At 58.6% G+C, this 22280-nt stretch carries 22 protein-coding genes; 12 read left to right on the plus strand and 10 right to left on the minus strand.

From position 1 onward, the window contains the following. The first annotated feature begins 42 nt into the window (after positions 1-42). Positions 43-633 (plus strand): DUF4167 domain-containing protein, encoded by a 591-nt coding sequence (locus tag AC2FI9_RS00195; protein WP_496723147.1) that lies wholly within the window; start codon positions 43-45, stop codon positions 631-633. 58 nt (positions 634-691) lie between these two features. Here AC2FI9_RS00195 and rsmA read toward each other — a convergent pair whose 3' ends face one another. The 5 genes from rsmA to lptG all read right to left on the minus strand — a co-directional run bounded on the left by rsmA (position 692) and on the right by lptG (position 7087). After that, complete coding sequence (gene rsmA / locus AC2FI9_RS00200) at positions 692-1534, minus strand: 16S rRNA (adenine(1518)-N(6)/adenine(1519)-N(6))-dimethyltransferase RsmA (RefSeq protein ID WP_113790091.1); 843 nt, start codon at positions 1532-1534, stop codon at positions 692-694. Positions 1535-1618: 84 nt separating this feature from the next. After that, a complete protein-coding gene (gene pdxA / locus AC2FI9_RS00205) occupies positions 1619-2584 on the minus strand; it encodes a 4-hydroxythreonine-4-phosphate dehydrogenase PdxA (protein ID WP_496764510.1) in 966 nt (321 codons plus the stop codon). After that, on the minus strand, positions 2581-3834 hold the full coding sequence (locus AC2FI9_RS00210) for a peptidylprolyl isomerase (RefSeq protein ID WP_496723143.1): 1254 nt from the start codon (positions 3832-3834) through the stop codon (positions 2581-2583). Before AC2FI9_RS00210 ends, pdxA begins: the two co-directional genes overlap by 4 nt. After that, complete coding sequence (locus AC2FI9_RS00215; RefSeq protein WP_496764512.1) at positions 3825-5987, minus strand: LPS-assembly protein LptD; 2163 nt, start codon at positions 5985-5987, stop codon at positions 3825-3827. Before AC2FI9_RS00215 ends, AC2FI9_RS00210 begins: the two co-directional genes overlap by 10 nt. Then, positions 5987-7087: an LPS export ABC transporter permease LptG gene (gene lptG, locus AC2FI9_RS00220; RefSeq protein WP_496764514.1), complete on the minus strand. Its 1101-nt coding sequence runs from the start codon at positions 7085-7087 to the stop codon at positions 5987-5989. The genes AC2FI9_RS00215 and lptG overlap by 1 nt, the downstream gene beginning before the upstream one ends. A 240-nt stretch (positions 7088-7327) precedes the next feature. Between lptG and AC2FI9_RS00225 the strand changes: the two genes are divergently transcribed. The 4 genes from AC2FI9_RS00225 (at position 7328) to AC2FI9_RS00240 (ending at position 11941) form a co-directional block, all read left to right on the plus strand. Continuing rightward, entirely contained in the window at positions 7328-8794 is a 1467-nt protein-coding gene (locus AC2FI9_RS00225; protein WP_496764516.1) for a leucyl aminopeptidase, read from the plus strand. A gap of 4 nt (positions 8795-8798) precedes the next feature. Further along, positions 8799-9257, plus strand: coding sequence for a DNA polymerase III subunit chi (locus tag AC2FI9_RS00230; RefSeq protein WP_496764518.1), 459 nt, complete (start codon positions 8799-8801; stop codon positions 9255-9257). A 154-nt stretch (positions 9258-9411) separates the two neighbouring features. Beyond that, on the plus strand, positions 9412-10623 hold the full coding sequence (locus AC2FI9_RS00235) for an NADH:flavin oxidoreductase/NADH oxidase family protein (protein ID WP_496764520.1): 1212 nt from the start codon (positions 9412-9414) through the stop codon (positions 10621-10623). Between the two features lie 271 nt (positions 10624-10894). Next, positions 10895-11941 (plus strand): aldo/keto reductase, encoded by a 1047-nt coding sequence (locus tag AC2FI9_RS00240; protein ID WP_496764523.1) that lies wholly within the window; start codon positions 10895-10897, stop codon positions 11939-11941. Between the two features lie 69 nt (positions 11942-12010). Here the strand turns inward: AC2FI9_RS00240 and AC2FI9_RS00245 are convergent, their stop codons facing one another. Next, positions 12011-12997 carry a GlxA family transcriptional regulator gene (locus AC2FI9_RS00245; RefSeq protein WP_496764525.1) on the minus strand — a complete coding sequence of 329 codons (987 nt, stop codon included), beginning with the start codon at positions 12995-12997 and terminating at the stop codon, positions 12011-12013. Positions 12998-13130: 133 nt separating this feature from the next. On the opposite strand from AC2FI9_RS00245, the gene bcoG reads away from it, so the two are divergent. From bcoG to AC2FI9_RS00265, 4 genes are read left to right on the plus strand one after another with little or no spacing between them, the layout of a single operon-like run. Further along, positions 13131-14042: a 3-dehydrocarnitine:acetyl-CoA trimethylamine transferase BcoG gene (gene bcoG, locus AC2FI9_RS00250; RefSeq protein WP_496764529.1), complete on the plus strand. Its 912-nt coding sequence runs from the start codon at positions 13131-13133 to the stop codon at positions 14040-14042. Next, positions 14039-14272, plus strand: coding sequence for a hypothetical protein (locus AC2FI9_RS00255; protein WP_496764531.1), 234 nt, complete (start codon positions 14039-14041; stop codon positions 14270-14272). Before bcoG ends, AC2FI9_RS00255 begins: the two co-directional genes overlap by 4 nt. A gap of 5 nt (positions 14273-14277) precedes the next feature. Next, positions 14278-15744, plus strand: coding sequence for a carnitine 3-dehydrogenase (locus tag AC2FI9_RS00260; protein WP_496764534.1), 1467 nt, complete (start codon positions 14278-14280; stop codon positions 15742-15744). Continuing rightward, on the plus strand, positions 15741-16502 hold the full coding sequence (locus AC2FI9_RS00265; protein ID WP_496764536.1) for an SDR family oxidoreductase: 762 nt from the start codon (positions 15741-15743) through the stop codon (positions 16500-16502). The genes AC2FI9_RS00260 and AC2FI9_RS00265 overlap by 4 nt, the downstream gene beginning before the upstream one ends. Here AC2FI9_RS00265 and AC2FI9_RS00270 read toward each other — a convergent pair. Further along, a complete protein-coding gene (locus AC2FI9_RS00270; protein ID WP_496738430.1) occupies positions 16499-16681 on the minus strand; it encodes a hypothetical protein in 183 nt (60 codons plus the stop codon). The genes AC2FI9_RS00265 and AC2FI9_RS00270 overlap by 4 nt on opposite strands. A gap of 94 nt (positions 16682-16775) precedes the next feature. Continuing rightward, positions 16776-17639: a helix-turn-helix domain-containing protein gene (locus AC2FI9_RS00275; protein WP_496764538.1), complete on the minus strand. Its 864-nt coding sequence runs from the start codon at positions 17637-17639 to the stop codon at positions 16776-16778. Positions 17640-17744: 105 nt separating this feature from the next. On the opposite strand from AC2FI9_RS00275, the gene AC2FI9_RS00280 reads away from it, so the two are divergent. Genes AC2FI9_RS00280 through AC2FI9_RS00290 form a run of 3 tightly spaced genes read left to right on the plus strand, consistent with a single transcriptional unit; the run spans position 17745 to position 19749 of the window. Continuing rightward, entirely contained in the window at positions 17745-17948 is a 204-nt protein-coding gene (locus tag AC2FI9_RS00280; RefSeq protein WP_058278218.1) for a DUF2061 domain-containing protein, read from the plus strand. After that, the gene (locus AC2FI9_RS00285; protein ID WP_496738432.1) at positions 17941-18825 is read left to right on the plus strand and encodes a fatty acid desaturase; all 885 of its coding nucleotides are present in this window, start codon (positions 17941-17943) and stop codon (positions 18823-18825) included. The genes AC2FI9_RS00280 and AC2FI9_RS00285 overlap by 8 nt, the downstream gene beginning before the upstream one ends. 21 nt (positions 18826-18846) lie before the next feature. Next, positions 18847-19749, plus strand: coding sequence for an EamA family transporter (locus tag AC2FI9_RS00290; protein WP_496764541.1), 903 nt, complete (start codon positions 18847-18849; stop codon positions 19747-19749). Here the strand turns inward: AC2FI9_RS00290 and AC2FI9_RS00295 are convergent. Together AC2FI9_RS00295 and AC2FI9_RS00300 are read right to left on the minus strand one after the other, a co-directional pair. After that, positions 19746-21113, minus strand: a complete 1368-nt coding sequence (locus AC2FI9_RS00295; protein ID WP_496764543.1) for a DEAD/DEAH box helicase — start codon at positions 21111-21113, stop codon at positions 19746-19748. The genes AC2FI9_RS00290 and AC2FI9_RS00295 overlap by 4 nt on opposite strands. Before the next feature lie 184 nt (positions 21114-21297). After that, positions 21298-22227, minus strand: coding sequence for a glycosyltransferase family 2 protein (locus tag AC2FI9_RS00300; RefSeq protein WP_496764545.1), 930 nt, complete (start codon positions 22225-22227; stop codon positions 21298-21300). Between the last annotated feature and the right edge of the window lie 53 nt (positions 22228-22280).

Below are 22280 nucleotides of genomic sequence, written 5' to 3' on the forward strand. Positions count from 1 at the left end.
GCGAGATGATCGACAGCGAATGACAAGGCTGACGTAAAGTAAATGAGATCTTCCAAATCCCGCTCTCGGGTCAAGAATAACCGCAACCGTCCTTCTGGGGGCAATGTCGTCAACCGGGTTTTTGACAGCTCGGGTCCCGAAGGCAAGGTGCGTGGTACGCCCCAGCAGATTATCGACAAATACAATCAGTTGACGCGCGACGCCCAACTGTCCAATGACCGTGTGGCCGCCGAGAACTTTCAGCAGCACGCAGAACACTATCTGCGCCTGTTGAGTGAGGCACAGCGCGAAATGGAAGCGCGCCGCGAAGAGCAAGATCGCCAGAACCGTGAGCGTCAGGCCGAGCGGGATCGCGAACGCGCCGAGCGCCAGGAACGCGAAGCTGCTGCCCGTCAGTCGGACCCGGCCGAAGCGCCGCAACCGGACGTGATGGATTTTACACCCGAGGCAGCCACCCCGGAATCCGGTTTGGTCGAGACCCCGGAAAGCAAGGATGCCGCTGCGGCCGCCGAAGCACCGGCGAAAAAAGAAAAAGCACCGCGTCGCCCGCGTACGCGTAAGCCAAAGCCCGCGCCAGAGGGGGCAGAGGACGCACCGACAAGCAACGGTGATGCACCGGAAGCGGCTGAGTAATTTCTGCCATAGAGTTCAAAAAGCCCCGGAGTTCACTCCGGGGCTTTTTCTTTGCGCATTAGCTTTTTTGAACTTCCCGGGCCAGCGCACAGAACGCTTCGAGCGGGACTTGTTCGGCGCGCTCTGTGGGTTGGATACCAGCCGCGAGCAGGCGGTCCTCGATATCCGGCGCCACGCCTTTTAGCGATGCGCGCAGCATCTTGCGGCGCTGGTTGAAGGCTGCGGCCACGACGCGCGACAAAACCCGGGCATCTGCCGGGTAGCGCGGTTCGGGCAGGGCCGTTAGATGCACAACAGCGCTTGAGACCTTTGGCGGAGGCGTAAAAGCCCCGGGCGGCAGGGACATAGCGATGCGCGCCTCGGCCCGCCATTGGGCAAGGATCGCAAGTCGGCCATAGGCTTTGCCCCCGGGTTGGGCAACGATGCGTTCGGCGACTTCGCGTTGGAACATCAGCGTCAGACTTTGCCAGAACGGCGGCCATTCGGGTGGGGTCAGCCAGCGCACCAGTAATTCGGTGCCAACGTTATACGGCAGGTTTGCGGCAATGCGGATAGGTGGGGTCAGATGCGCCAGCGGGTCGATTTCCAGTGCGTCGCCGTTGATGACCTCAAGACGACCCGGGTAAGCAGCAGCGATGTCGTTCAGGGCAGCGATACAGCGGGTGTCTTTTTCGACCGCGACGACCTTGCGCGCACCTTCGGACAACAGACCGCGGGTCAGACCACCGGGGCCGGGGCCGATTTCCAGCACGTCGCATTCCGTCAGATCCCCTGCCTGCCGCGCGATCTTGGCTGTCAGGTTGAGGTCCAGTAGAAAGTTCTGCCCCAGCGATTTACGCGCCGAGAGTTGATGTGTTGCGATAACCTCGCGCAGAGGGGGAAGGGTGTCGATTGAACTCATGATCCGATTACCGTGGCGCGTGTCCGGGGGGGAACGCCAGTGATTTTTTGCCTCCGGCGGGGATATTTTCAGCCAGGTGAAGGATCAAGCGCTTTGTGCCATCCGTTGGGCCAGTTTCAGTGCCTCGATCAGACTGGTGGGGTTTGCTATGCCCTGTCCGGCGATATCCAATGCGGTGCCGTGATCGGGCGAGGTGCGAATGAAGGGCAGGCCGAGGGTCACGTTCACGCCACAGTCGAAGTCGAGTGTCTTGATCGGGATCAGTGCCTGATCGTGATACATGGCAATTGCGGCGTCATATCGGGCGCGGGCGGCGGCGTGGAACATCGTGTCCGCCGGGTGTGGGCCGGTAACCGTGCAGGTATCGCCCGGCAAATCAGATATCAGAGGGGCGATCCAGTCCAGTTCTTCATGCCCCATTTTACCGCCTTCGCCCGCATGCGGGTTGAGGCCTGCAATGGCGATGTGGGGATGGGGGATACCAAACTGTCTGCGCAGGCCTTCAGCGGTAATGGCGATGGTTTCGCGCAGCAGATCGGGGGTAAGCTCAGACGGGACGCGCGACAGCGGGATGTGGATCGTTGCGGGCACCACGCGAAGCTGATCGCTGGCGAGCATCATAACGACACGCTTGCGCCCGGCTAGAGCGGCGAGAAATTCGGTATGGCCGGGATAGGCGAACCCGGCCCCGTCGATCAGGGCTTTTTTGTGGATCGGTGCAGTGCACAGCGCCGACGCCGCGCCGGATTGCACCAGAGAAACACCGGTTTCGATGGCGTCGATCACACTGGGCGCATTGGACGGATCTGGTTGGCCTGCTGTGTTTGTGGCGGGAAAGCTCAATTGCAGAACAGGCAGGGCACTGGCGCTGATTTCATTGGCCTGCGCCGGATCGCTGATCCGCTGCGTGGGCGTGCCTGCGGGCAGATGTGCCGCATCCCCGATATAGAAAAACGGGCAGCTCGCGCGCAGTTCAGACCATGCCTTGGCGGCGATTTCAGGTCCAACGCCAGCAGGATCGCCACAGCTTAGCGCGATGGGCGCGGTCATTGCTCGATAATCGTCGCGTCGGCGCGGAGCTGTTCAACCAGACTTTCGGCAAAGGCCTGCAGACGCTGTTGCGTCAGGGCGTTGGCCACATCCACGCGCGTGGTGTCTTCGCCCCGGTCCAATGTGCGTGTGCACAGCATCAGGAACTTCAGAGTCTGGCCATTGTTCCCCGTCAGCGTCGTCGAAACTTCGTTCAGGTCCAGCTTGGACAGCTCAAGCGCTACGTCGCGCGGGATCTCGGAGGGGCTGGCTTCGACACGTTGCAGTACAGCGGCAGGTTGATCCTTGGCGATGCCATAGAGGTCGTCGCAGGTATCGATCTGTTCGCGCAGCTGGGCAGCGCTGGCCAGAGTTTCGGCACTACGACCGCCGGCCATGTTGTAAATTGCGTAGTCGATCTTGGAGTATCGCGGCGCGCTGGTGCTGACTTCGCGCAAGCCGCGCAGCTGGAACAGGGCGATGGCATTGGGCAACGACAAAGGCTGCGTGATGTCGCCTGATTTGAGACCCAGAATCACAGGTTGCAGGGCAGGGGGCAAGTCGGTCAGGTTCAGCCATTCCAAACGCCCGCCGTCATCGCGTGTGCCAGCAGCTGAATACTGCGTGGCAGCAGAAGAAAACGCATCGAAACCTTCAACCTGAGCAATCTCTTCGGCCAGCAATTCGGCTTGTGCAAGGGTCTGCGGAGTGACCGGAATGATTATTTCCGACAACAGAACCTGAAGCCCGCCGCTCCCGGCCTGTCCTAAAGCCCGGTTAATCTCGTCGTCGCTCGGCCTGGCTTGGGACAGAAAGCGCGAACTGACGTAATCGCGCCACGAAAGCTGATCAGCGACGAAATCCCGTACGGTTTCGGGGGAAACGCCGGCTTCGCCCAGCAATTGCAGGAATTCGTCGGTCGAAAGGCGACCACGGGCTGCAAATTCATCAATGCCCACCTGAATGTCTTCTGGTGCAACCTCGATTCCTGCGTCGCGCATGGCCTGCTTGCGCAGTCGTTCGTCGATCAACGCGTCGCGGACTTCGTCCTCGGTTGCGCCAGGGGCACCCAGAACGGTCAGGAATTGCTGGCGTTGCTGAAGTTCGTACCAGGTGACAATGTCCTGATTCACCTTGATCGCAGGTGAAAACAGGCTCTGAGCCTGGCTGTGACCAGTGGACAGGGCCAGCAAAGCGGCAGCCAGTGCCGGTGCAACCGGTTTTAGCCAACCGGAACGAATGAATCGCGAGAAACCTGAAATCAACTGCATCTTCTCTTGTACTGTTGGCCGCCACCCTCAACGGAGTAACCTGTCAGGGCTACGGTAAACCCGAATTCTGTCGAAGGCTCAATACTTGATGATGAGGTAAATCGCCTGCTAACGGTCATGTTAACTTTTACACACTCATTCTGGTAGGTAACGCCCAGCCCATAACGGATCGGTTCGGATTCGCTGAGGTCATAGCGCGCATAGGCCTGCGTCAACCAGTTCTGGTCAACAAGGTAGCGGCCATTCATCCAGATTTCGGATATCTCGTCATTCGCATTTTCTGCCGGATCCTTTTCCTGCCACACATAACTGCCGGTTAGGCCGACATTTGGCTTGTTCCAGCCTGCGCGCACCTCGGCCTTGGCAAAGCTGAAATCACCATTCAACAGGCCGCGACCCGCCAAAGACCAGCCATTGGCGGTTTGCAACTGACCGGCCAACAACACGTCGGAGGCGGTACCCTGTAGGCCCGACGTCAGGTTGAAGTTTGGGTCAGCAGTCGAGCGGAAGACCTGTCCGACAGTGGCAAGCGCGCGCCAGCCATTTACGCCATAGCGCGCCCAGTTGACCCCGAACACCGCCGTCGCGCCATCTTCGCGGCGATCCGGGGCCGGAAAGCGTGACAGGGACAACAGGTTCCCCTGGTCGAATTCCTGAAAGGTGCTTTCGTCATTGGGAACGTCCTGATCTGTCACGTTCGTCCAACCGACTTGCGCGATGGGTTCAAGCACCTGCGTGGCGCCTGACTTTTCCCGACGGGTCATCGGATAACGCAGTGTGAGTGCGGCGCGGGGGGCCGCGCGGGTCACCTGGTCAGGAAACTGGCTGTCATCTCGGATGTCAAAGATATCCACCGATGTCCCGAACCGGGCATCAGCCCTGAGGCCCGATGCGAAAATCCAGCTGCGCATCCAGTCCGCATCGAACGTGGCACGCGCGACATCGCGGCCAACGATATCCTGATCGCTGGTGCGTGTGTGATTGTGGGCCACAAAGCCCAAGCGAACTTCACCGCCGACAGAGGTTGGGAAGTAGCGTTTCTGAAAATACAGGTCGAAGATCCGCGATGGGATCACTTCCTCATTTTCGCTGTCTCGCAGGGATTTGTAATGGATGAAACTGGTGCGGAAGGCGGTATCGCGTTTAATCCGCTCAAGCGCGATTTCGCTGCGCAACCGGTCAAAATCGGGCAGGCCATAATCCGCGAGATAAGCGTTGTCCGAGGTTGTCTTCACATCAAACAAAAGGCGGAAGTCGTTGTTCAGGAAGAAATAACCGTTGGCAAAGAGATAGCCCCGATCCTCGTTCTTCTGCAGGTCGTCGCGGGTGAAAGCACCGTTCAGCTCAATCCGTCCGCGTTTGAATGCCTGGCGATAGCGATAGCCCAGTGTTCTTGTTTTTCCCGAGATATAGGGGGTCAGCGTCAGGTCCCTGTGGTCGCCAAGCTTAAAGAAATACGGCACCTGCACGCCGGTTCCCAGCTGCGATGTGGTGCGAATCGACGGGACAAGGAATCCTGTTGCGCGGTCCAGTGTCGGGTCGGGCAAGCGCAGATAGGGGAAGTAGAAAACCGGGAAATCCAGTATCCGGAACTGTGCTCCTTCGAAATACAGTTGGCGTTCCAACTGGTCATGCGTGACTTTGCGGGCGCGGATTTGCCATAGCGGCGGTTTGCCATTGGCGCAGACATGGCAGGACGTGGCGGAGACCTTGCTGAACTGTGTGTAACGCCCCCCAGCGCGCGCAGCCTGGACCGAGGCGATCTGAACCTGCTGATCGAACACCATGCGGGCACCGATCAGCAGACCGTTCATGATTCCGTCATCCAGTTCGGCGGAATCAGCGAGCAACGTGGTTTCGCCGCCCTGATCGATGCGGACCGGGCCTTCCAGCGACAGATTGCCGGTTTCGCGGTCATAAGTGATGCGCGTGGCCGTGACCTTGGTGTCGCCCTGAAAGGCTTCGACATTCCCTTCGGCCACCAGATTACGCTCGGGCGTGATAAAGATCCGGTCGGCCACCAGCAGGGCAGGCTGATCTTCTTGCGTGGCACCCTGTGCGGCACCAGCAGCGGGTTGAGATTGCGCGAATGCGCCCACGGGCATGGTCAGTGCGACTGCACCGGACAGAAACAAACTGGCAATAAGCCGCATCAGCCGTCCTCCGCATGCAGCAAAAGGCCGAGGGACAGAAGAATGGCTGCGAAGGGCGGGGCCCAGGCCGCGACTAAGATAGGCAATTGACCGTTTTCCCCCAGAATTTGGGCAAAGTTGCGAATGAAGTAGATACCAAATCCCAGCAGGACGGCGGTTAAAACTGCGATCCCGGTGCCGCCAAATCGCACGTGGCGCATGGTGAAGGCCGCACCGATCAGAACCATCGACATCAGAAACAAGGGGCGGGCCAGTTGGACCTGCAACCAGACCTCATATTGCTTGGTCGAAAACCCGGCTTCGCGCAGGTCGCGGATCAGTTCCGGCAGGTCATAGACCGATACGGAATCCTGATCGCCAAGCGTGTCCAGAATCCGTTGGCGTGTCAGCGATGTGGGAACCTCAAGCCGCGCGTGTTCAGTGGCGTGGGTTTCTGGATTCGCACCGCCTTCCAGCGCCCAGATCTTGGCATTGGTCAGGACCCACGTACCGTTCTCCAGATCCGCCTGGTCGGCTACGATCTGCTGGGTCGGTGTGCCATCCGGGGCAAAAGTAATGATTGTCACCTGATTAAGGGTGAACCTGTCGCCGTTAGTTGTGTCCTGGGCGTGGATCACGGATTGGCCATTGGCCGAACCCTGCCGCAACCAAAGACCATCTGCACTGATCGACAGCGTTGATCCGCCGTTGTTTTTGTAGGATTCGGCGAGCTGCTTGTACTCTTCCGACGTGGCGGCTGCGATGGGATTCAGCATGCCAACCGCCAGTGCGCCGATGATCAGGGCGATCACCACAGGGGCCAACAGGGCGCGGATGCCTGAACGGCCAGTGGCACGGGTGACAACCAGTTCCGAACTGCGGGCCAGACCGATAAACAACGCGATCGTGGACAGGATGACCAGCAGCGGCAGCATTTCGCTGATCGCGGCAGGCGTATTCAGCAACGTCAATTGCAACAGCTGACCGAAGGACAGGTTTGCATCGTCAAAGCGGCGCACCTGTTCGATCAGGTCGATCAGAATCATCAGTGTCAGGAAAATGCTGCCGATGACCAGGAAACTTTGAATGAATCGGCGGGCGAAGTAGCGGTCGAGGATCACGAAGGAACTCCTGCCGAAAAGACGCACAAACAGCCTTTGGTCGGGTGCAGACCAGAATCACCGCTGCACGCAATTGTGCGCGACGGCCTATGCCTGCTCTGTCTTGCCAAAACCTTCTCCCCCGAGCCTGTCGGATTTTTTCCGGGACTGTAGTCCAAATGCGGGCCGGGGAAAACTGCTATCTGGTCAAGCCGCGCGGCGCGGGCTAGGTCTTGGGGAACTGATTTTGAGGAGTTCGCAATGAGCAGTCTTGTACCGATCCGTTTCCAGGACCCCGACATGGATGCGATGGCGCAGGCCGAAGGGCGCGTGGCCATTATCATCCCGTCCGACGGCAAAATGAACCCTGCCGCCCGCCGCGCCAACCGTCTGACCCGCGGGGCTGTGGCACGGTTGGTCGAAAGCGAGCGGTTCGAAAAAGTGAAAACCGGTGACGTGATCTCGATGGCGTGGCCATCCGGCATGGCAGCCGAGGCGCTGGACGTTCTGGTTCTGCCGCGCCGCCCCGAACCCGCCGAGGCCCGCAAGGCAGGTGCTGTGCTGGCCAAGCTGGCGGGCAGCAAGGACTTGCTGGTGATGTCAGGCAATCAGGTCAAGGCCGAGGATCTGGCCATGGGCATCGCGCTGCGCAGCTATGATTTTGATGCGCACAAGACTAAGGAATCTGATGAGGCCGGTTCAGTCATCATAACCCACCAGAAGGCGGATGAGATCGAGGCTGCGTTTGCACCGCTCTACGCGGTTGCCGACGGTGTCCGCATGACCCGCGATTTGACCAATGAGCCTGCGAATATCCTGACCACCGCGGAATTCGCCGACCGTCTGGACGAGATGAAGGCACTGGGGCTTGAGGTCGAAGTGCTGGAAGAAGACAAACTGGCCGAGCTGGGCATGCGTACGCTGCTAAGCGTCGGGCAGGGGTCGGACAGCCCTTCGAAGGTTGTGGTGATGCAATGGAATGGCGGCGACAAAGATGACGCGCCGCTGGCATTGGTCGGGAAGGGCGTGGTGTTCGACACCGGTGGTATTTCGCTGAAACCTGCGGGTGGCATGGAAGATATGACCATGGACATGGGCGGCGCTGGCGTAGTGGCAGGCACCATGCGCGCGCTGGCCAAACGCAAGGCCAAGGCCAATGTGGTCGGTCTGGTCGGATTGGTTGAGAACATGCCTTCAGGCAACGCCACCCGTCCGGGCGATGTGGTCAAATCCATGAAGGGCGACACGGTCGAGATCATCAACACCGATGCCGAGGGCCGTTTGGTTCTGTGCGACGTGATGTGGTACGCGCAAGAGCGGTTTAAGCCTGTGGGAATGGTCGATCTGGCCACCCTGACCGGAGCGGTCATCATCGGACTGGGGCATGAGAATGCGGGTGTCTTCTCGAACAATGACACGTTCTGCAATGCCTTCCTGAAGGCGGCGGGGGCCGAGGATGAAGGCGCATGGCGCATGCCGTTGGGCGAAGCCTATGACAAGCAGCTGAAGTCGCGCATTGCCGATATGAAGAACGTGGGCGGACGCCCGGCGGGTTCGATCACTGCGGCGCAGTTCCTGCAGCGGTTCGTCAAGGAAGACATGCCGTGGATTCACCTGGATATCGCCGGTGTGGCTTCGGTCTCGTCCGAGACATCCTACGCCCCGAAGGGCGCAACCGGCTGGGGCGTACGCGCGTTGAGCCGTTTCGTTCAGGACAATTTCGAGTAAGCCGATGGGGGCCGTCTATTTCTATCACCTGACCCGCCAGCCGTTGGAGCATACCTTGCCGGTGCTGCTGGACAAGGCACGGCAGGCCGGGTGGAAGATTGCCGTGCGAGGCAGCGATCCCGCGCGGATGGACTGGCTGGACGAAAAGCTGTGGCAGGGGCCCGAGGAAGGGTTCCTGCCACATGGCCGCGCAGGCGGTCCGCACGATGCCGCGCAGCCGATCCTGCTGACGACTGAGGCGCAGGCTGCCAATGACCCGTCTTGTGTCATGGCGGTAGATGGCGCGGCGGTCGACCCCGATGAGATCAAGAAACTGGACCGCGTATGTATCCTGTTCGATGGCAATGACGCAGAGGCCGTTCAACACGCGCGCGGGCAGTGGAAGGCTTTGACCGGTGCGGGATGTTCCGCCCAATACTGGTCCGAAGAATCCGGGCACTGGGAAAAGAAAGCTGAGGCTTAGAGCCCGAGCCGATTTCCGGAAGGCGTGGTGGTCATCGCGCAAAGATGTGCGATCAGAAATGCCTCAATGACCGGATTGAAGCCCAAATTGCCGAATGCGGTGCAAGGCAAAAATGACTGCTTTCTATTGTTAAGGCAAAAGTTTGAGGAACCAAATGTCCAATATAACCCAGTCTCTCTTGCACCAGCCGCTAATTCTTCCCTGCGGCGTAACTCTTAAAAACCGAATTGCTAAATCGGCGATGTCTGACTCGCTTGGTGACGGCAAAGGCAATCCAAGTGATGATCAAATCAAGCTCTATGAGCGTTGGGCAACTGGCGGCCTCGCCCTGTCGATCATCGGCGAAGTGCAAGGCACACCTCATTTCGCAGAGAAGCCCGGCAATTTGGTTTTGAACGATCAATCCGATTTCGCATTTCTAAGAAAACTTGCACAGGCAGGGGCAACCAACGACGCTCATTTGTGGCCGCAACTTGGACATGCAGGTGCGATGGCGGATGCTCCGATCAGCTCGCCGAAGGGGCCGAGTATACTTGAATTGCCCGGTCTGAAATGCGGCGCGCTGTCCTTGGATGAGATCCGCGCGCTGCCGGCCGAATTTGCACGCACGGCAAACCTTGCCAAGCGGCTTGGGTTCGGTGGCGTTGAGTTGCATGCGGCCCATGGATTCTTGCTCAACCAGTTTCTGTCTCCGCTATTCAACAAACGCGAAGATGCCTATGGCGGTTCTTTGCAAAACCGGATGAGACTGCTGCTGGAAGTGATCAGCGCCGTGCGCGATGCCGTTGGCCCGGATTTCCCTGTGGGCATCAAGTTGAACGCGACAGATCAACTTGAAGGCGGCTTTGCTGAAGATGAATCCCTTGAGGTCATTGCGGCATTAGACAAAACAACAATTGATCTGATTGATGTCAGCGGTGGCACATATTTTCCGGGTGCTGCGTCATCATCAGATCGTGCGGGTTCCGGCGCCTATTTTCTTGATTTTGCTGAACGTGCGCGTGCGAAAACAAGTATCCCCCTTATGGTGACGGGCGGTTTCAAGACGCTTGCACAGGCCAAAAGCGCCATTGCGGAAGGCAAAGCCGATCTCGTTGGATTGGCCCGCGCATTGGTCGTTGATCCAGAATTGCCGTCATTTTGGCTTTCCGATCAACGCGACGAGCCGCAATTCCCGCGTTTCAAAAACCCTCCGGAAGGCGGTGTGACTGCATGGTACACGATGCAAGTCACGCGGATCGCCAGGGGTGAGGGTGCGCTTGAACCAGATGATCTAGACGAAGCAATAGCGGCATACGAGGCCAGAGATGAGGTTCGACGAGAGGTTTGGAACTCTCATTTCAGCGGAATCCCACGAGCAACCTAAAGCCGACATTGGCGCAGCCGCAGTGACCGGAAGCATTGGTTCGCATGGCGGACCAAAACTTTGAAATGAAAGCGCATTCGCTGGAATCGGCATGGATGCCCGTATCACAGGGGTCAGAAACGCCGTGCGTTGCGTTTGGCTTAACTCCGCTTTTTGCAGAGAGGCTTGCATAAGCCCAACCCCTTGTTGCACCGGAATTGATCGCCTGCACCCTTGCTCTGACAATTCTCTGCTTTAGGGTGCGCGACGTTGCGAGCGGAAGGATTTTGAGATGAAAAAGAACCCATTGGGGCGCACTGGTATTGAAGTGACAGATCTGTGCCTTGGCACCATGACATTTGGCACGCAGACGTCTGAGGCGGATGCACATACCCAGATCGACATGGCGCTGGAGGCTGGGATCAATTTCGTTGACGCGGCTGAGATGTACCCGGTGAACCCGGTCTTGAAAGAGACTGTGGGGCGGACCGAAGAAATCCTGGGCAACTGGAACGCGGCGAACCCCGCGCGGCGGGCGGAGTATATTCTGGCGACCAAGCATTCTGGTGCAGGTTTCTCCCATGCCCGCGACGGGGCACCAATTTCTGCGCAAACGATTCCCGAAGCGATCGAAGGGTCTCTGCGTCGGTTGCAAACGGAATGCATCGATCTGTATCAGTTTCACTGGCCCAATCGCGGCAGCTACATGTTCCGGCAGAACTGGAATTATGCCCCATCCGGTCACAACACCGACGAGGTGTTGGAGAATATGCAGGAATGCCTAACCGCGCTGCAGCAGCAGGTCGACAAGGGCAATATCCGCGCATTCGGCCTGTCGAATGAAAGCGCGTGGGGCACCGCGCAATGGCTGCGGCTGGCCGAACAGATGGGCGCGCCCCGGGTCGCTTCGGTCCAGAATGAATATTCTCTGCTGTGCCGCCACTTCGATACCGATATGGCCGAGCTAAGCGTGCACGAGGATGTCGGCCTGATGGCGTTTTCTCCGTTGGCGGCAGGGTTTCTGACGGGCAAATATCAGGGCGGAGCGGTGCCTAAGGGTTCGCGCATGGATCTGGTTCCGACCATGGGCGGGCGAAAGTACGAGCGTGTGTTTGGTGCGGTCGATGCTTATGTGGAGATCGCGCAGCGGCACGGACTGGACCCGGTGCATATGGCGCTGGCATGGTGCCAAACGCGCCCGTTCATGATGTCTGCCATTTTCGGAGCGACCACGGTTGCGCAGCTGGCCCATATTCTGGCGGACACGGAGGTGGTGTTGGCGGATGATGTCCTGGCGGATATCAGTGCCGCGCATCGCGCACATCCGATGCCGTTCTAGGGGGCTCTGCCCCCGCCACGCTTTGCGCGCCTCCCCCGGGATATTTTTAGCCAGATGAAGCGGATCCGGTCAGTGATGTGTGGGCTGGATCCGATCCTGACGGAGGTCTCTGGCCGACAGACCGTGGGCGGTGCGGAAGGCACGGGCAAAGCTGGATTGTGAGGCAAAGCCTGTGGCGAGTGCCACGTCCATCAATGGCATGTCAGTGTCGGCAACAAGGCGCCGGGCTTCGGCCAGGCGCAGTTGCAGATAGTGATCCTGCGGCGTTGTGTTCAGGCGCAGACGGAACTGTTGTTGCAGAGTACGCGGGCTGGTGCCCAAGGTGTCGGCGATGTCGGTCAGGGGAAGCGGGTCCTCAAGAGACCTTTCCATGAGCGAATTCGCCTTTGCTGTCAGAGCGGTATGGCGATGCGGTGCACCTGTGCGGCTTTGTGGCTTGGACGGGTCGGGTGCGCCCTCGTATAGGAACAGGCCGGACACGCGGGCAGCAAAACCTGCGCCGTGGCGCGCGGCGATGATGTGCAGCATCATCTCAACCGCCGGGATTGCGCCACCAGAGGTCAGGCGGTTGCCGGAAACAGTGAACCGGTCGGGGCGCACATCGACCTCGGGGAAGCGGGTCGCGAAATTGTTTAGGTCTTCCCAGTGCGTAGTGGCGGAGTGGCCGTTGAGCAGGCCGGCTTCGGCCAATAGCCAGGGGCCGCCATCAATGCCGGCCATGGTGGCCCCGGTGCCTGCAATGCGGCGCAGACCGGCGAGCAGGCTGGGTGTGGCGTGACGGGCCAGTTGGAATCCCGCGATGACGATCATCAGGTCGCAGCCCTGCAGCCGCGCCAGCGGTGTGCCCGGAACATTTAGGGCACTGGTCAGCATCGCCGGTTCCGCCGTGGCAGTCACATAATCCCAGTCAAAGGCCGGGCGGTCCGCCAGACGGTTGGCGGCGCGCATCGGATCAACGGCCGAGGCAAAGCTGAGCGTGTTGCACTCATCCAGAACCAGCACGGCCGTTTTCAGGGCGCGATGTTCGGGCTGCAATATGTTTTTTGCGGATTTCATCAAGTTCGATTCGCATTCTGGCAAGTTGTTTCCATAAAGCTGCGCCAGAGTCGGGGATGAACGCAAATCGGAATCCGGGGAGAAGCCTGAGGATAACTTAGGTCAAAACCGGGTATAAGTTGGGGAAAACACCATGCCACTGGAAATGAACCGCGAAGTCTTCATCACCTGCGCTGTCACCGGCTCGGGCGGAACACAGGATCGCAGCCCGCATGTGCCGCGTTCGCCAAAGCAAATCGCCGAAAGTGCGATCGCCGCGGCCAAGGCCGGGGCGGCCATCGTGCATTGCCACGTGCGCGATCCGGAAACCGGTGCACCCAGCCGTCGTTTGGATCTGTACCGCGAGGTGACTGATCGCATTCGTGAAGCCGAGGTCGACGTTGTGCTGAACCTCACCGCCGGGATGGGCGGCGACATGATTTTTGGCCCGACTGAATCTCCGCTGCCGCTGAACGAAGATGGCACGGACATGATCGGCGCGGCGGCTCGGGTCGAACATGTGGCTGAATGCCTGCCCGAAATCTGTACTCTGGATTGCGGCACCATGAATTTTGCCGAGGCCGACTATGTCATGACCAACACGCCCGGTATGCTGCAGGCGATGGGCCGGATGATGACGCATCTGGGCGTGAAGCCCGAGATCGAAGCCTTTGACACCGGTCACTTGTGGTACGCAAAGCAGCTGGTGAAGGACGGCGTTCTGGACAGCCCGGCACTGGTTCAACTGTGCATGGGCGTGCCGTGGGGTGCACCCGATGATCTGAATACCTTCATGGCTATGGTGAACAACGTGCCTGATGACTGGACATTCAGCGCATTTGCGCTGGGACGGAACCAGATGGCATACGCGTCAGCTTCGGTGCTGGCGGGCGGTAATGTGCGCGTTGGGCTTGAAGACAACCTGTGGCTGGATAAGGGCGTTCTGGCCGAAAACTGGCAGTTGGTTGAGCGGGCGAACACCATCGTCTCAAACATGGGTGCGCGGGTGATCGGCGCGCAGGAAGTGCGTGAGAAGTTGGGGCTGGTCAAACGAGCGCCTAAGTGAGTCGTGTTTTGGTTTCAGGTCTCTTTGTGACCGTGGCAGCTTGCTCGACATCTACGATTCAAGCGGCAGATGTCGAGTTTGATGGCGCTCACGCCCTGAACGAGACTTGCGAGAACATTGCAGGTGACTATCGCGCAGACCGAAACGCAAACCCCAAACTTTGCGTCGGCTATGATGAGAATGGCTGGCCCATAGATGGTGCAGAAATCAAACTGCCAGACAATTGGTGAAACTAATGACAAAAATAGCAGCTATCATCGGTGGTGGTGTCATCGGCGGCGGGTGGGCCGCGCGGTTCTTGCTTAACGGTTGGGATGTCCGTGTGTTCGATCCGGACCCGGAGGCCGAGCGCAAGATTGGTGAGGTGCTCGACAATGCGCGCCGGTCTCTGCCGGGGTTGAGTGATGTGCTTTTGCCGTCTGAGGGGGCACTTACCTTCCACGACGATCTGACTGACGCCGTGCAAGGCGCCACCTGGATTCAGGAAAGCGTGCCCGAACGGCTGGATCTGAAGCTGAAGGTTTACAAAAGCTTGCAGGGTGCCTGCGATCCGGAGGCGATCATCGGGTCGTCAACCAGCGGGTTCAAACCGTCCGAGCTGCAGGAAGGAGCGCTGCGCCCAGAACAGATTGTTGTGACGCACCCGTTCAACCCGGTGTATCTGCTGCCGCTGATCGAATTGGTGCCGACCGACAAGAACCCGCCCGAAATGGTCGACCGCGCGAAGGACCTGTTGAAATCGGTGGGCTTCTTCCCTCTGCATGTCAAAAAAGAGATCGACGCGCATATTGCTGACCGGTTCCTCGAAGCCGTCTGGCGCGAGGCGCTGTGGCTGGTCAAAGACGGTATCGCGACAACCGAAGAAATCGACGATGCAATTCGCATGGGCTTTGGCATTCGCTGGGCACAGATGGGTCTGTTCGAAACCTATCGTGTAGCCGGTGGTGAGGCGGGGATGAGGCACTTCATGGCGCAGTTCGGCCCGGCGTTGCAATGGCCTTGGACCAAGCTGATGGATGTGCCCGAATTCACTGATGAGCTGGTCGACATGATCGCGGATCAGTCTGACGCGCAATCGGGCATGCACTCGATCCGCGAACTAGAGCGCATCCGCGACAATAACCTCGTTGGTATGATGCGGGCGCTCAAGGCGCAGAACTATGGGGCCGGTACTGTTCTGAACCAGCATGACGCGGCGCTGAAACCGGGCGCACTTCCGACGATGGATCAGGCCGATCTGAGCCAGCCAATTCTGACCTTGTCGCGCGCAGTGCCGTTGGACTGGACCGACTATAACGGTCACATGAACGAGGCGCGTTACCTTGAGGCCTTCGCCGCGGCGACCGACCGGTTCATGGAGATCATGGGGTGTGATGCGGATTACATCGCCTCGGGCGGCAGTTACTTCACCGCAGAAAACCATATCCGTTATATCGACGAAGTCCACGCAGGTGCAAAGATCGAAGTGCGCACGCAGATGCTATTGGGGCAGGGCAAGAAGCTGCACGTGTTCCATTCCATGTATGAAGGCGACAAGCTTTTGGCCACAGGCGAAAGCTTCCTGCTGCATGTCAGTCTGGAAACCCGTCGCCCGAGCGCACCTTCTGTCGAAATCGAAGCGGCTATGGCCCGGATCGCTGAAGCTCAGGCAAGCTTGCCTTATCCGGAAGGTGCGGGTGCGGCGATCCGCAAACCGGCATGAGTGGGCGCGTTCTGATCACGGCTGGCGCGTCGGGCGTTGGCCGCGCCATGGCCGAGGCCTTTGATACAGCCGGTGCGCAGGTTTGGGTGGCTGATGTTGACCCGAATGCCCTGTCTGATTGTCCGGCCCATTGGCAGCGGTCCGAGGCGAACGTCGCGGATGAGGATGCCGTGGCCACCATGTTCAATGACATCGAGGCGGAATGGGGTGGTTTGGATACCCTGTGCGCAAACGCAGGAATCGCGGGACCAACCGCTTTGGTTGAAGACGTTGCATTGGACGATTGGCGCATGTGTCTTTCGGTGAACCTGGAAGGGGCCTTTTTGTGCGCCAAATACGCGTCTCCAATCCTGAAACGACAAGGCAGCGGCGCGGTGGTCATAACGTCTTCGACTGCGGGACAATACGGTTATCCCAATCGCGCGCCCTATGCGGCGGCGAAATGGGGGATGATCGGGCTGGCCAAAACTCTGGCGATGGAGCTGGGCGCACACGGAGTGCGGTGCAATGTCATTTGCCCTGGCTCGGTTGAGGGTCCGCGGATGGAAGGCGTCCTGCAGCGCGAGGCCGATGCCAAGGGCATGACACGCGATCAGGTCTATGAGGGTTATGCCTCGGGCACTTCAATGGGTCGCTTCGTCGAAGGGCACGACATCGCCAATATGGCCGTGTTCCTTGCATCAGATGCGGCGCGGTTGGTGTCGGGGCAGGTGATTGCGGTCGATGGGCACACCGTCAACCCCGACCCCAAAGTTTAAGCCTGATTGGGTCCGCGAATCTGGCGGATGCTCTGGCGAACTGCCTGCCAGTCGCGGGCTTGCTGCATGTTCCCGGCGTCTTTGCATTCGCGCATCTTCTGCGCGGCCTCGGCCTCGGCCTGATCTCCGTGGGCGGAATAAAGCGCCCGTGCGTATTGAGCGGTTTTTAGTGCGTCCATTCCTATGGTCCTCCGTCTGTGATCGGATCGCTCGAAAGTTCGCGCCAAGTGACGATATCACACCTTGGTCGCTTACGCATCTATGAGGCCGTTATCAGGCGGAAATCGTTGATCGTAGCTGCCTGAGATGATCGGGGAAGTCCCGCGCCGTCACATCCGCTTCTCGCACCAACGTATCGAAATGACGGGAAAAAACTTCGATTCTGTCGCGGTCCCGAAAGGCCATATAGTGACTGCCCGCGTAGAACACACACAGCAGCGGGCCAAAAATCGTGACCGGCGCAGAATAGAGGCGTTTGGCATCAAACAGATAGATGCGCATGCGGGGATAAAGCTGGTCGCTCAGCTCCAACAAGTGGTCGATCTGATCCATCCTGATCTTTGGGCACAGGCCTTCGTAGTATCCGGTCGCGCGGGCAAAGCTGTCGATCTCATACAGTGGCATGGCGATTTCATAATCTGATTGCGCACTGCGCATCCAAGTCAGCCTGTCTGCCGACGCGCCGATGGCCTGATCTGCTGTGCGTCCCAAATGCGGGGCGTATTCCCATTCCAGCACGGCGCGGGTTTTCAACATGTCGGGCAGGGTGGCGGGCACATAGCGAACCTTGTAGCCAGCCGCCTCTTTGTGCCATTCAAAGATGCGCTCATCGACCAGCGCGCGGGGCGCCTTGGTCATACTCAGAGAAAGCGCCAGTAGCTCTGCAGCGCTTTCTGGCCGATCCGATAAGCTCAGCAGCCAGTCAGCCGAAACACCAAGCGCTGTGGCGCAGCTGCCAACGACATGCGCGTTCGGCAGGCGCGCACCTTCGCCAGTCAAAAGTTGGGATATGGTCGATCGGTCGACACCGATATCCCGGGCAAGCGCGCTTTGGCTGATGTCACGTTCTTCCATCGCGCGGGCAAGGCGTTGGCGAAACTGCGCAGCGCGATCTCGTTTGTCTAATTTATCCGTCATATGGTGATTTATATCATAAGTGATGAGTTTTGTTAATCATATTCAGAATTTTCAACTCGGCCACGATCCGTAATTCTTAAACATAACAATAATATGGGTGACGGAATGGAAACGCGACGAAGATCGGTCGTGAAGGCTGTGGTGTGGAATGCGATGGGCCTGGTCATGATGACGCTGGTGGGTCTTATCGCGACAGGCTCTGCTGCAGTTGGCGGGACGTTGGCGATTGTGAACACGGGCATCGGCCTGACGATGTACGTGATCTACGAGCGCGTCTGGGCAGGCATCACATGGGGCCGAAATGTCTGAGCGGCCAGGTCCCGAGTGGGGCACCTTTGCCCTTATAATCGCATGCTACGCAGCTTGGCTTGCTGTGATCTTTATGTTCCCGGTTTGGCTGGCCATTCCCGCAATGGGATTGGTCGCGGCGTTGCACTCATCGCTGACACATGAGGCGCTGCATGGACATCCTTTTCGCACCCGTTGGTTGAACGAGGCATTGTTGGCGCTGCCGTTGACTTTGTTCATCCCATATAACCGGTTCCGCGATCTGCATCTGGCGCATCACAGGGATTCGACCCTGACTGATCCGTATGACGACCCTGAGTCGAACTATCTGGACCCGAAGGTTTGGAATACGCTCAAAGGCTGGCAAAAGCGACTGCTGAGAGCGAATAACACGCTGCTTGGACGCATGGTGCTGGGCCCGGCGATTGGTCAATTCACCTTCATTCGGGATGAGCTGCGCGGCGCTAAACGCGGAGACAAAGACATATTACTGGCCTGGGGGCTGCACCTGATCGGAGCCGCTGTGGTTTTGTGGATAGTCGCGCAATCGCCAATGCCGCTGTGGGCCTTTGTTCTGTCAGCTTACATTGGGTTGGGTTTGGTCAAGATCCGGACGTTTCTTGAACACAGGGCGCATGAAGACTCGGGTGCGCGTACCGTCATAGTTGAAGATCGCGGACTATTGGCTTTCTTGTTTCTAAACAACAACCTGCACGTCGTACATCACATGAATCCCGGTGCGCCGTGGTACCGATTGCCCGCTCTGTATCGGGCTGGAAGAGATCGGTATCAGTCAACGAACGAGGCCTATGTCTATCGGTCCTACGGCCAGATCTTCCGCTCGTACCTTTGGCGCGCGAAGGATCCGGTGGCGCATCCGCTCTGGCCAAAGGGCTGATTTGCCGACACAAGGGAATTCATGAGTTTGTGGATTCCCGTCACCATCGCCGCCGCGGCATTTCAGACCGTGCGGTTCATGCTGCAAAAATCGCTGAGCACCGTGAAGCTTACGGCTGCCGGTGCGACTTTTGCCCGATTTGCCTATTCCATGCCTTTGGCCGTTCTCGTGTTGGTCGTGGCAATGAAGGTAACCGGTTACAGCCTGCCAGTCCTGACCGGAAGATTCTGGCTGTTTGCAGTGATCGGCGGGACAACGCAGATATTGGCGACCATTTGCGTGGTGGCCCTGTTCAAACAGCGTAATTTCGCCGTCGGCATTACATTCAAGAAGACCGAGGTCATCCAGACTGCCATCGTCGGATTTCTTGTCTTGGGTGATCAGGTGTCCTCGGGCGCATTGTTTGCAATAATTCTGGGACTGATAGCCGTCCTGCTGCTGTCGAAAAATCCAGGCGGGGAAGGGGTTTGGTGGGCACATCTCACCAACCGGGCATCGCGCCTTGGGTTGGGTTCTGGCATTCTGTTCGCCTTCTCATCCGTCAGTTATCGCGGAGCATCTTTGGAGTTGGGAGACATTGACCCGTGGTATCGGGCGCTGATCACATTGGCTGTGGTCGTGTCGTACCAATTCCTGAGCATGGGATTGTGGTTGTTATGGCGCGACCGGGCTGAGTTGCGCGCAGTTTGGGACACACGTCGAACCGGCGTTTTCGTCGGCCTCACCAGCCTGTGCGGTTCGTTCTGCTGGTTTTTTGCCTTCACGCTGCAAAACGCGGCCTATGTCAAAGCACTGGGCCAGGTTGAACTGATCTTCAGCCTGTTCGCCTCGATCTTGTTTTTCCGCGAAAAAATCACCCGGCGCGAAATCGCCGGGATGACCTTGCTTGGTGCCTCGATACTGGCACTGGTACTTACGATTTAGCCTGCGCGGCGCTCGTCAAAGCTGAGGGCGATGAAGCTGGGCATGTGATCGCCCATGCCGACAACAGCAGGGCCTTTGTCGTCTCTGCGGCCACGGCCTTTGGGTTCTTTGTCCTTCTTGCGGTCGCTCTTCCTGCTTTCGCTTTTCTTGGCGTCAGTCGGTTTGGCTTTCCGTTCAGGCTTCGGCGCTTCTTCTTTGACTTTGGGTTCTTCGGACTGAACCGGGTTGTCGAGCCTGGGAATTTCTTTTTGGATCAGCTTTTCAATTGCGGCCAGGGCTTTTTCATCTCGTCCTGAACAGATTGTAATTGCTTTGCCATCGCGTCCGGCGCGACCTGTACGGCCAATGCGGTGAACGTAATCTTCCGGGTGTCCAGGAACGTCGAAATTGAACACATGGCTCACCGACGGCACATCAAGACCGCGCGCGGCCACGTCTGAGGCGACCAGCAGGCGCAAGGAACCGTCGCGGAAACCATCAAGGGTTTTCATCCGCTGTGATTGGTCCAGATCACCGTGGATCGCTGCAGCGTCATATCCGTATTTTTTCAACGACTTCGCGCAGATATCTACATCGGTTTTGCGATTGCAGAAGATGATTGCGTTGGTGCATTTTTCACCTTCGGCATCGATCAGCGCACGCAGAACCTTGCGCTTGGCACTGGCTTCGCGATCGCGGCGACCGCCTTTGAACATGACAACACCCTGTTCGATGGTCTCGGACGCGGTGGCCTGACGGGCGACCTCGACGCGGGTGGGCGCGGACAGGAACGTGTCGGTGATACGTTCAATCTCGGGTGCCATAGTGGCCGAGAAGAACAGGGTTTGGCGCGTGAACGGTGTCAGCGAGAAGATGCGTTCGATATCGGGGATGAATCCCATGTCGAGCATTCTGTCTGCTTCATCTACAACCATGATCTGAACGCCGGTCAACAACAGCTTGCCGCGTTCGAAATGGTCCAGCAGGCGACCCGGTGTGGCGATCAGAACGTCCACGCCCCGGTCGATCAACGCGTCCTGCTCTTTAAAGCTGACGCCGCCAATCAACAGCGCTTTGGTCAGTTTTAGATGTTTGGCGTACGTGTCGAAATTCTCAGCCACCTGCGCGGCCAGTTCCCGCGTCGGGCACAGCACCAGCGAGCGCGGCATCCGTGCACGGGCGCGCCCACGGGCCAGCAAGGTGATCATTGGCAGCGTAAAGCTGGCCGTCTTGCCGGTACCGGTCTGAGCAATGCCCAGAACATCCCGACCTTCAAGGGCAGCGGGAATCGCGCCTTCCTGAATTGGCGTGGGCGTTTCGTATCCGGCTTCCTCAATGGCTTTGAGGACCTTCGGGTTCAGGTTCAGTTCGTTGAATTTTGTCATGTATGTCCGGTTCATGCGGACACTAGACCTGGCCCGCGCGTCAATGGAATGCCGGGCCCGGATGGCCATGCGCTGTCAGGCACATTTCGGCTTTGCGCGGACATAACAAAATCATGAGGCAGGGTCAAATGAAGAGGTTTTAACCTGACGTCGCTAGCGCCCACTGCTGGTTTTCCGCAACAATTCAGCAGCTTCCGGGGAAGTGTTTCGCAACCTTCGCGTCCAGATCCAGCGGTCTGTGCCGGATCAACCCATATTCTTCGAGACGAGCGCGTACGCCGGGATCGGCACCGCTAATTTCGTCAAAGAACGCGCGCAAGCCGTCCTGGCCCTGTTCTGTCTCGATCCAGTTGAACAACTCATTCTTGTTCAGACCGCCCAGTTCGCGCGGAACGTTCGGGGACATGCCGGGTTGATAGGACCCACGCGCCATCCGGAACTGATAGTGCGCGGCCCAGTGGTCCCAGTCAGGGGCGTGGCGATGACACAGCTCTAACCCCGGAATTTCGAATTTGCAGGGCAGAAGTTTTTTGTTTTGAAACAGGTTGTGGATGCGAAAGTTCAGCTTTTCCATGCCTGTGCGGACGAACAGCTTACCCTGAACGTGGCTGATGAACCCGCCGAGTACAAAGCCGCCATAGTTGGGATAGATGGACTGTACCATGGCTGAGCGGTCCGGGCCGCTTGGGATATGCGCCTTGAACAGATCCTCGCCGCTTGCCATTGCCTCCATTGGCCGGACGCGGACGGCGGGGATGTCGGCGGGGACGGATTGCAACTGCTCCCGGATGGGTTTTGAAGACCACAGGAACTCGTCCACGTCGATATGGGCCAGCCAGTCCAGATCGGTGTTGCGATAGGCGAATGTGGCATGCAGCGTCTGACGAACCTGATGGCGTTCCGGTCGGTCGCGTTTGCGTTTCTCCCAAAAAGCATCGTCGCAGATTCGGGCTCTGATTTTCGGGTGTTTCCTGAGGGCCCGGTGCGCCTCACGGTTGGGTTCGTCCAGGTAGATGTACAGATAATCCGCACCTAGGTCGAGGTGATGGGCCGCGAACCTGAGTATGTCGCGGGTCGATCCGCGAACCATTGAAACGATGCCCCAGGTCGTCATGCCCAGACCTGTTGTGTGACGCCATATTCACGCGCAATGCAGGAATCAGGATC

The sequence above is a fragment of the Ruegeria sp. CDSA246 genome (assembly GCF_059611225.1).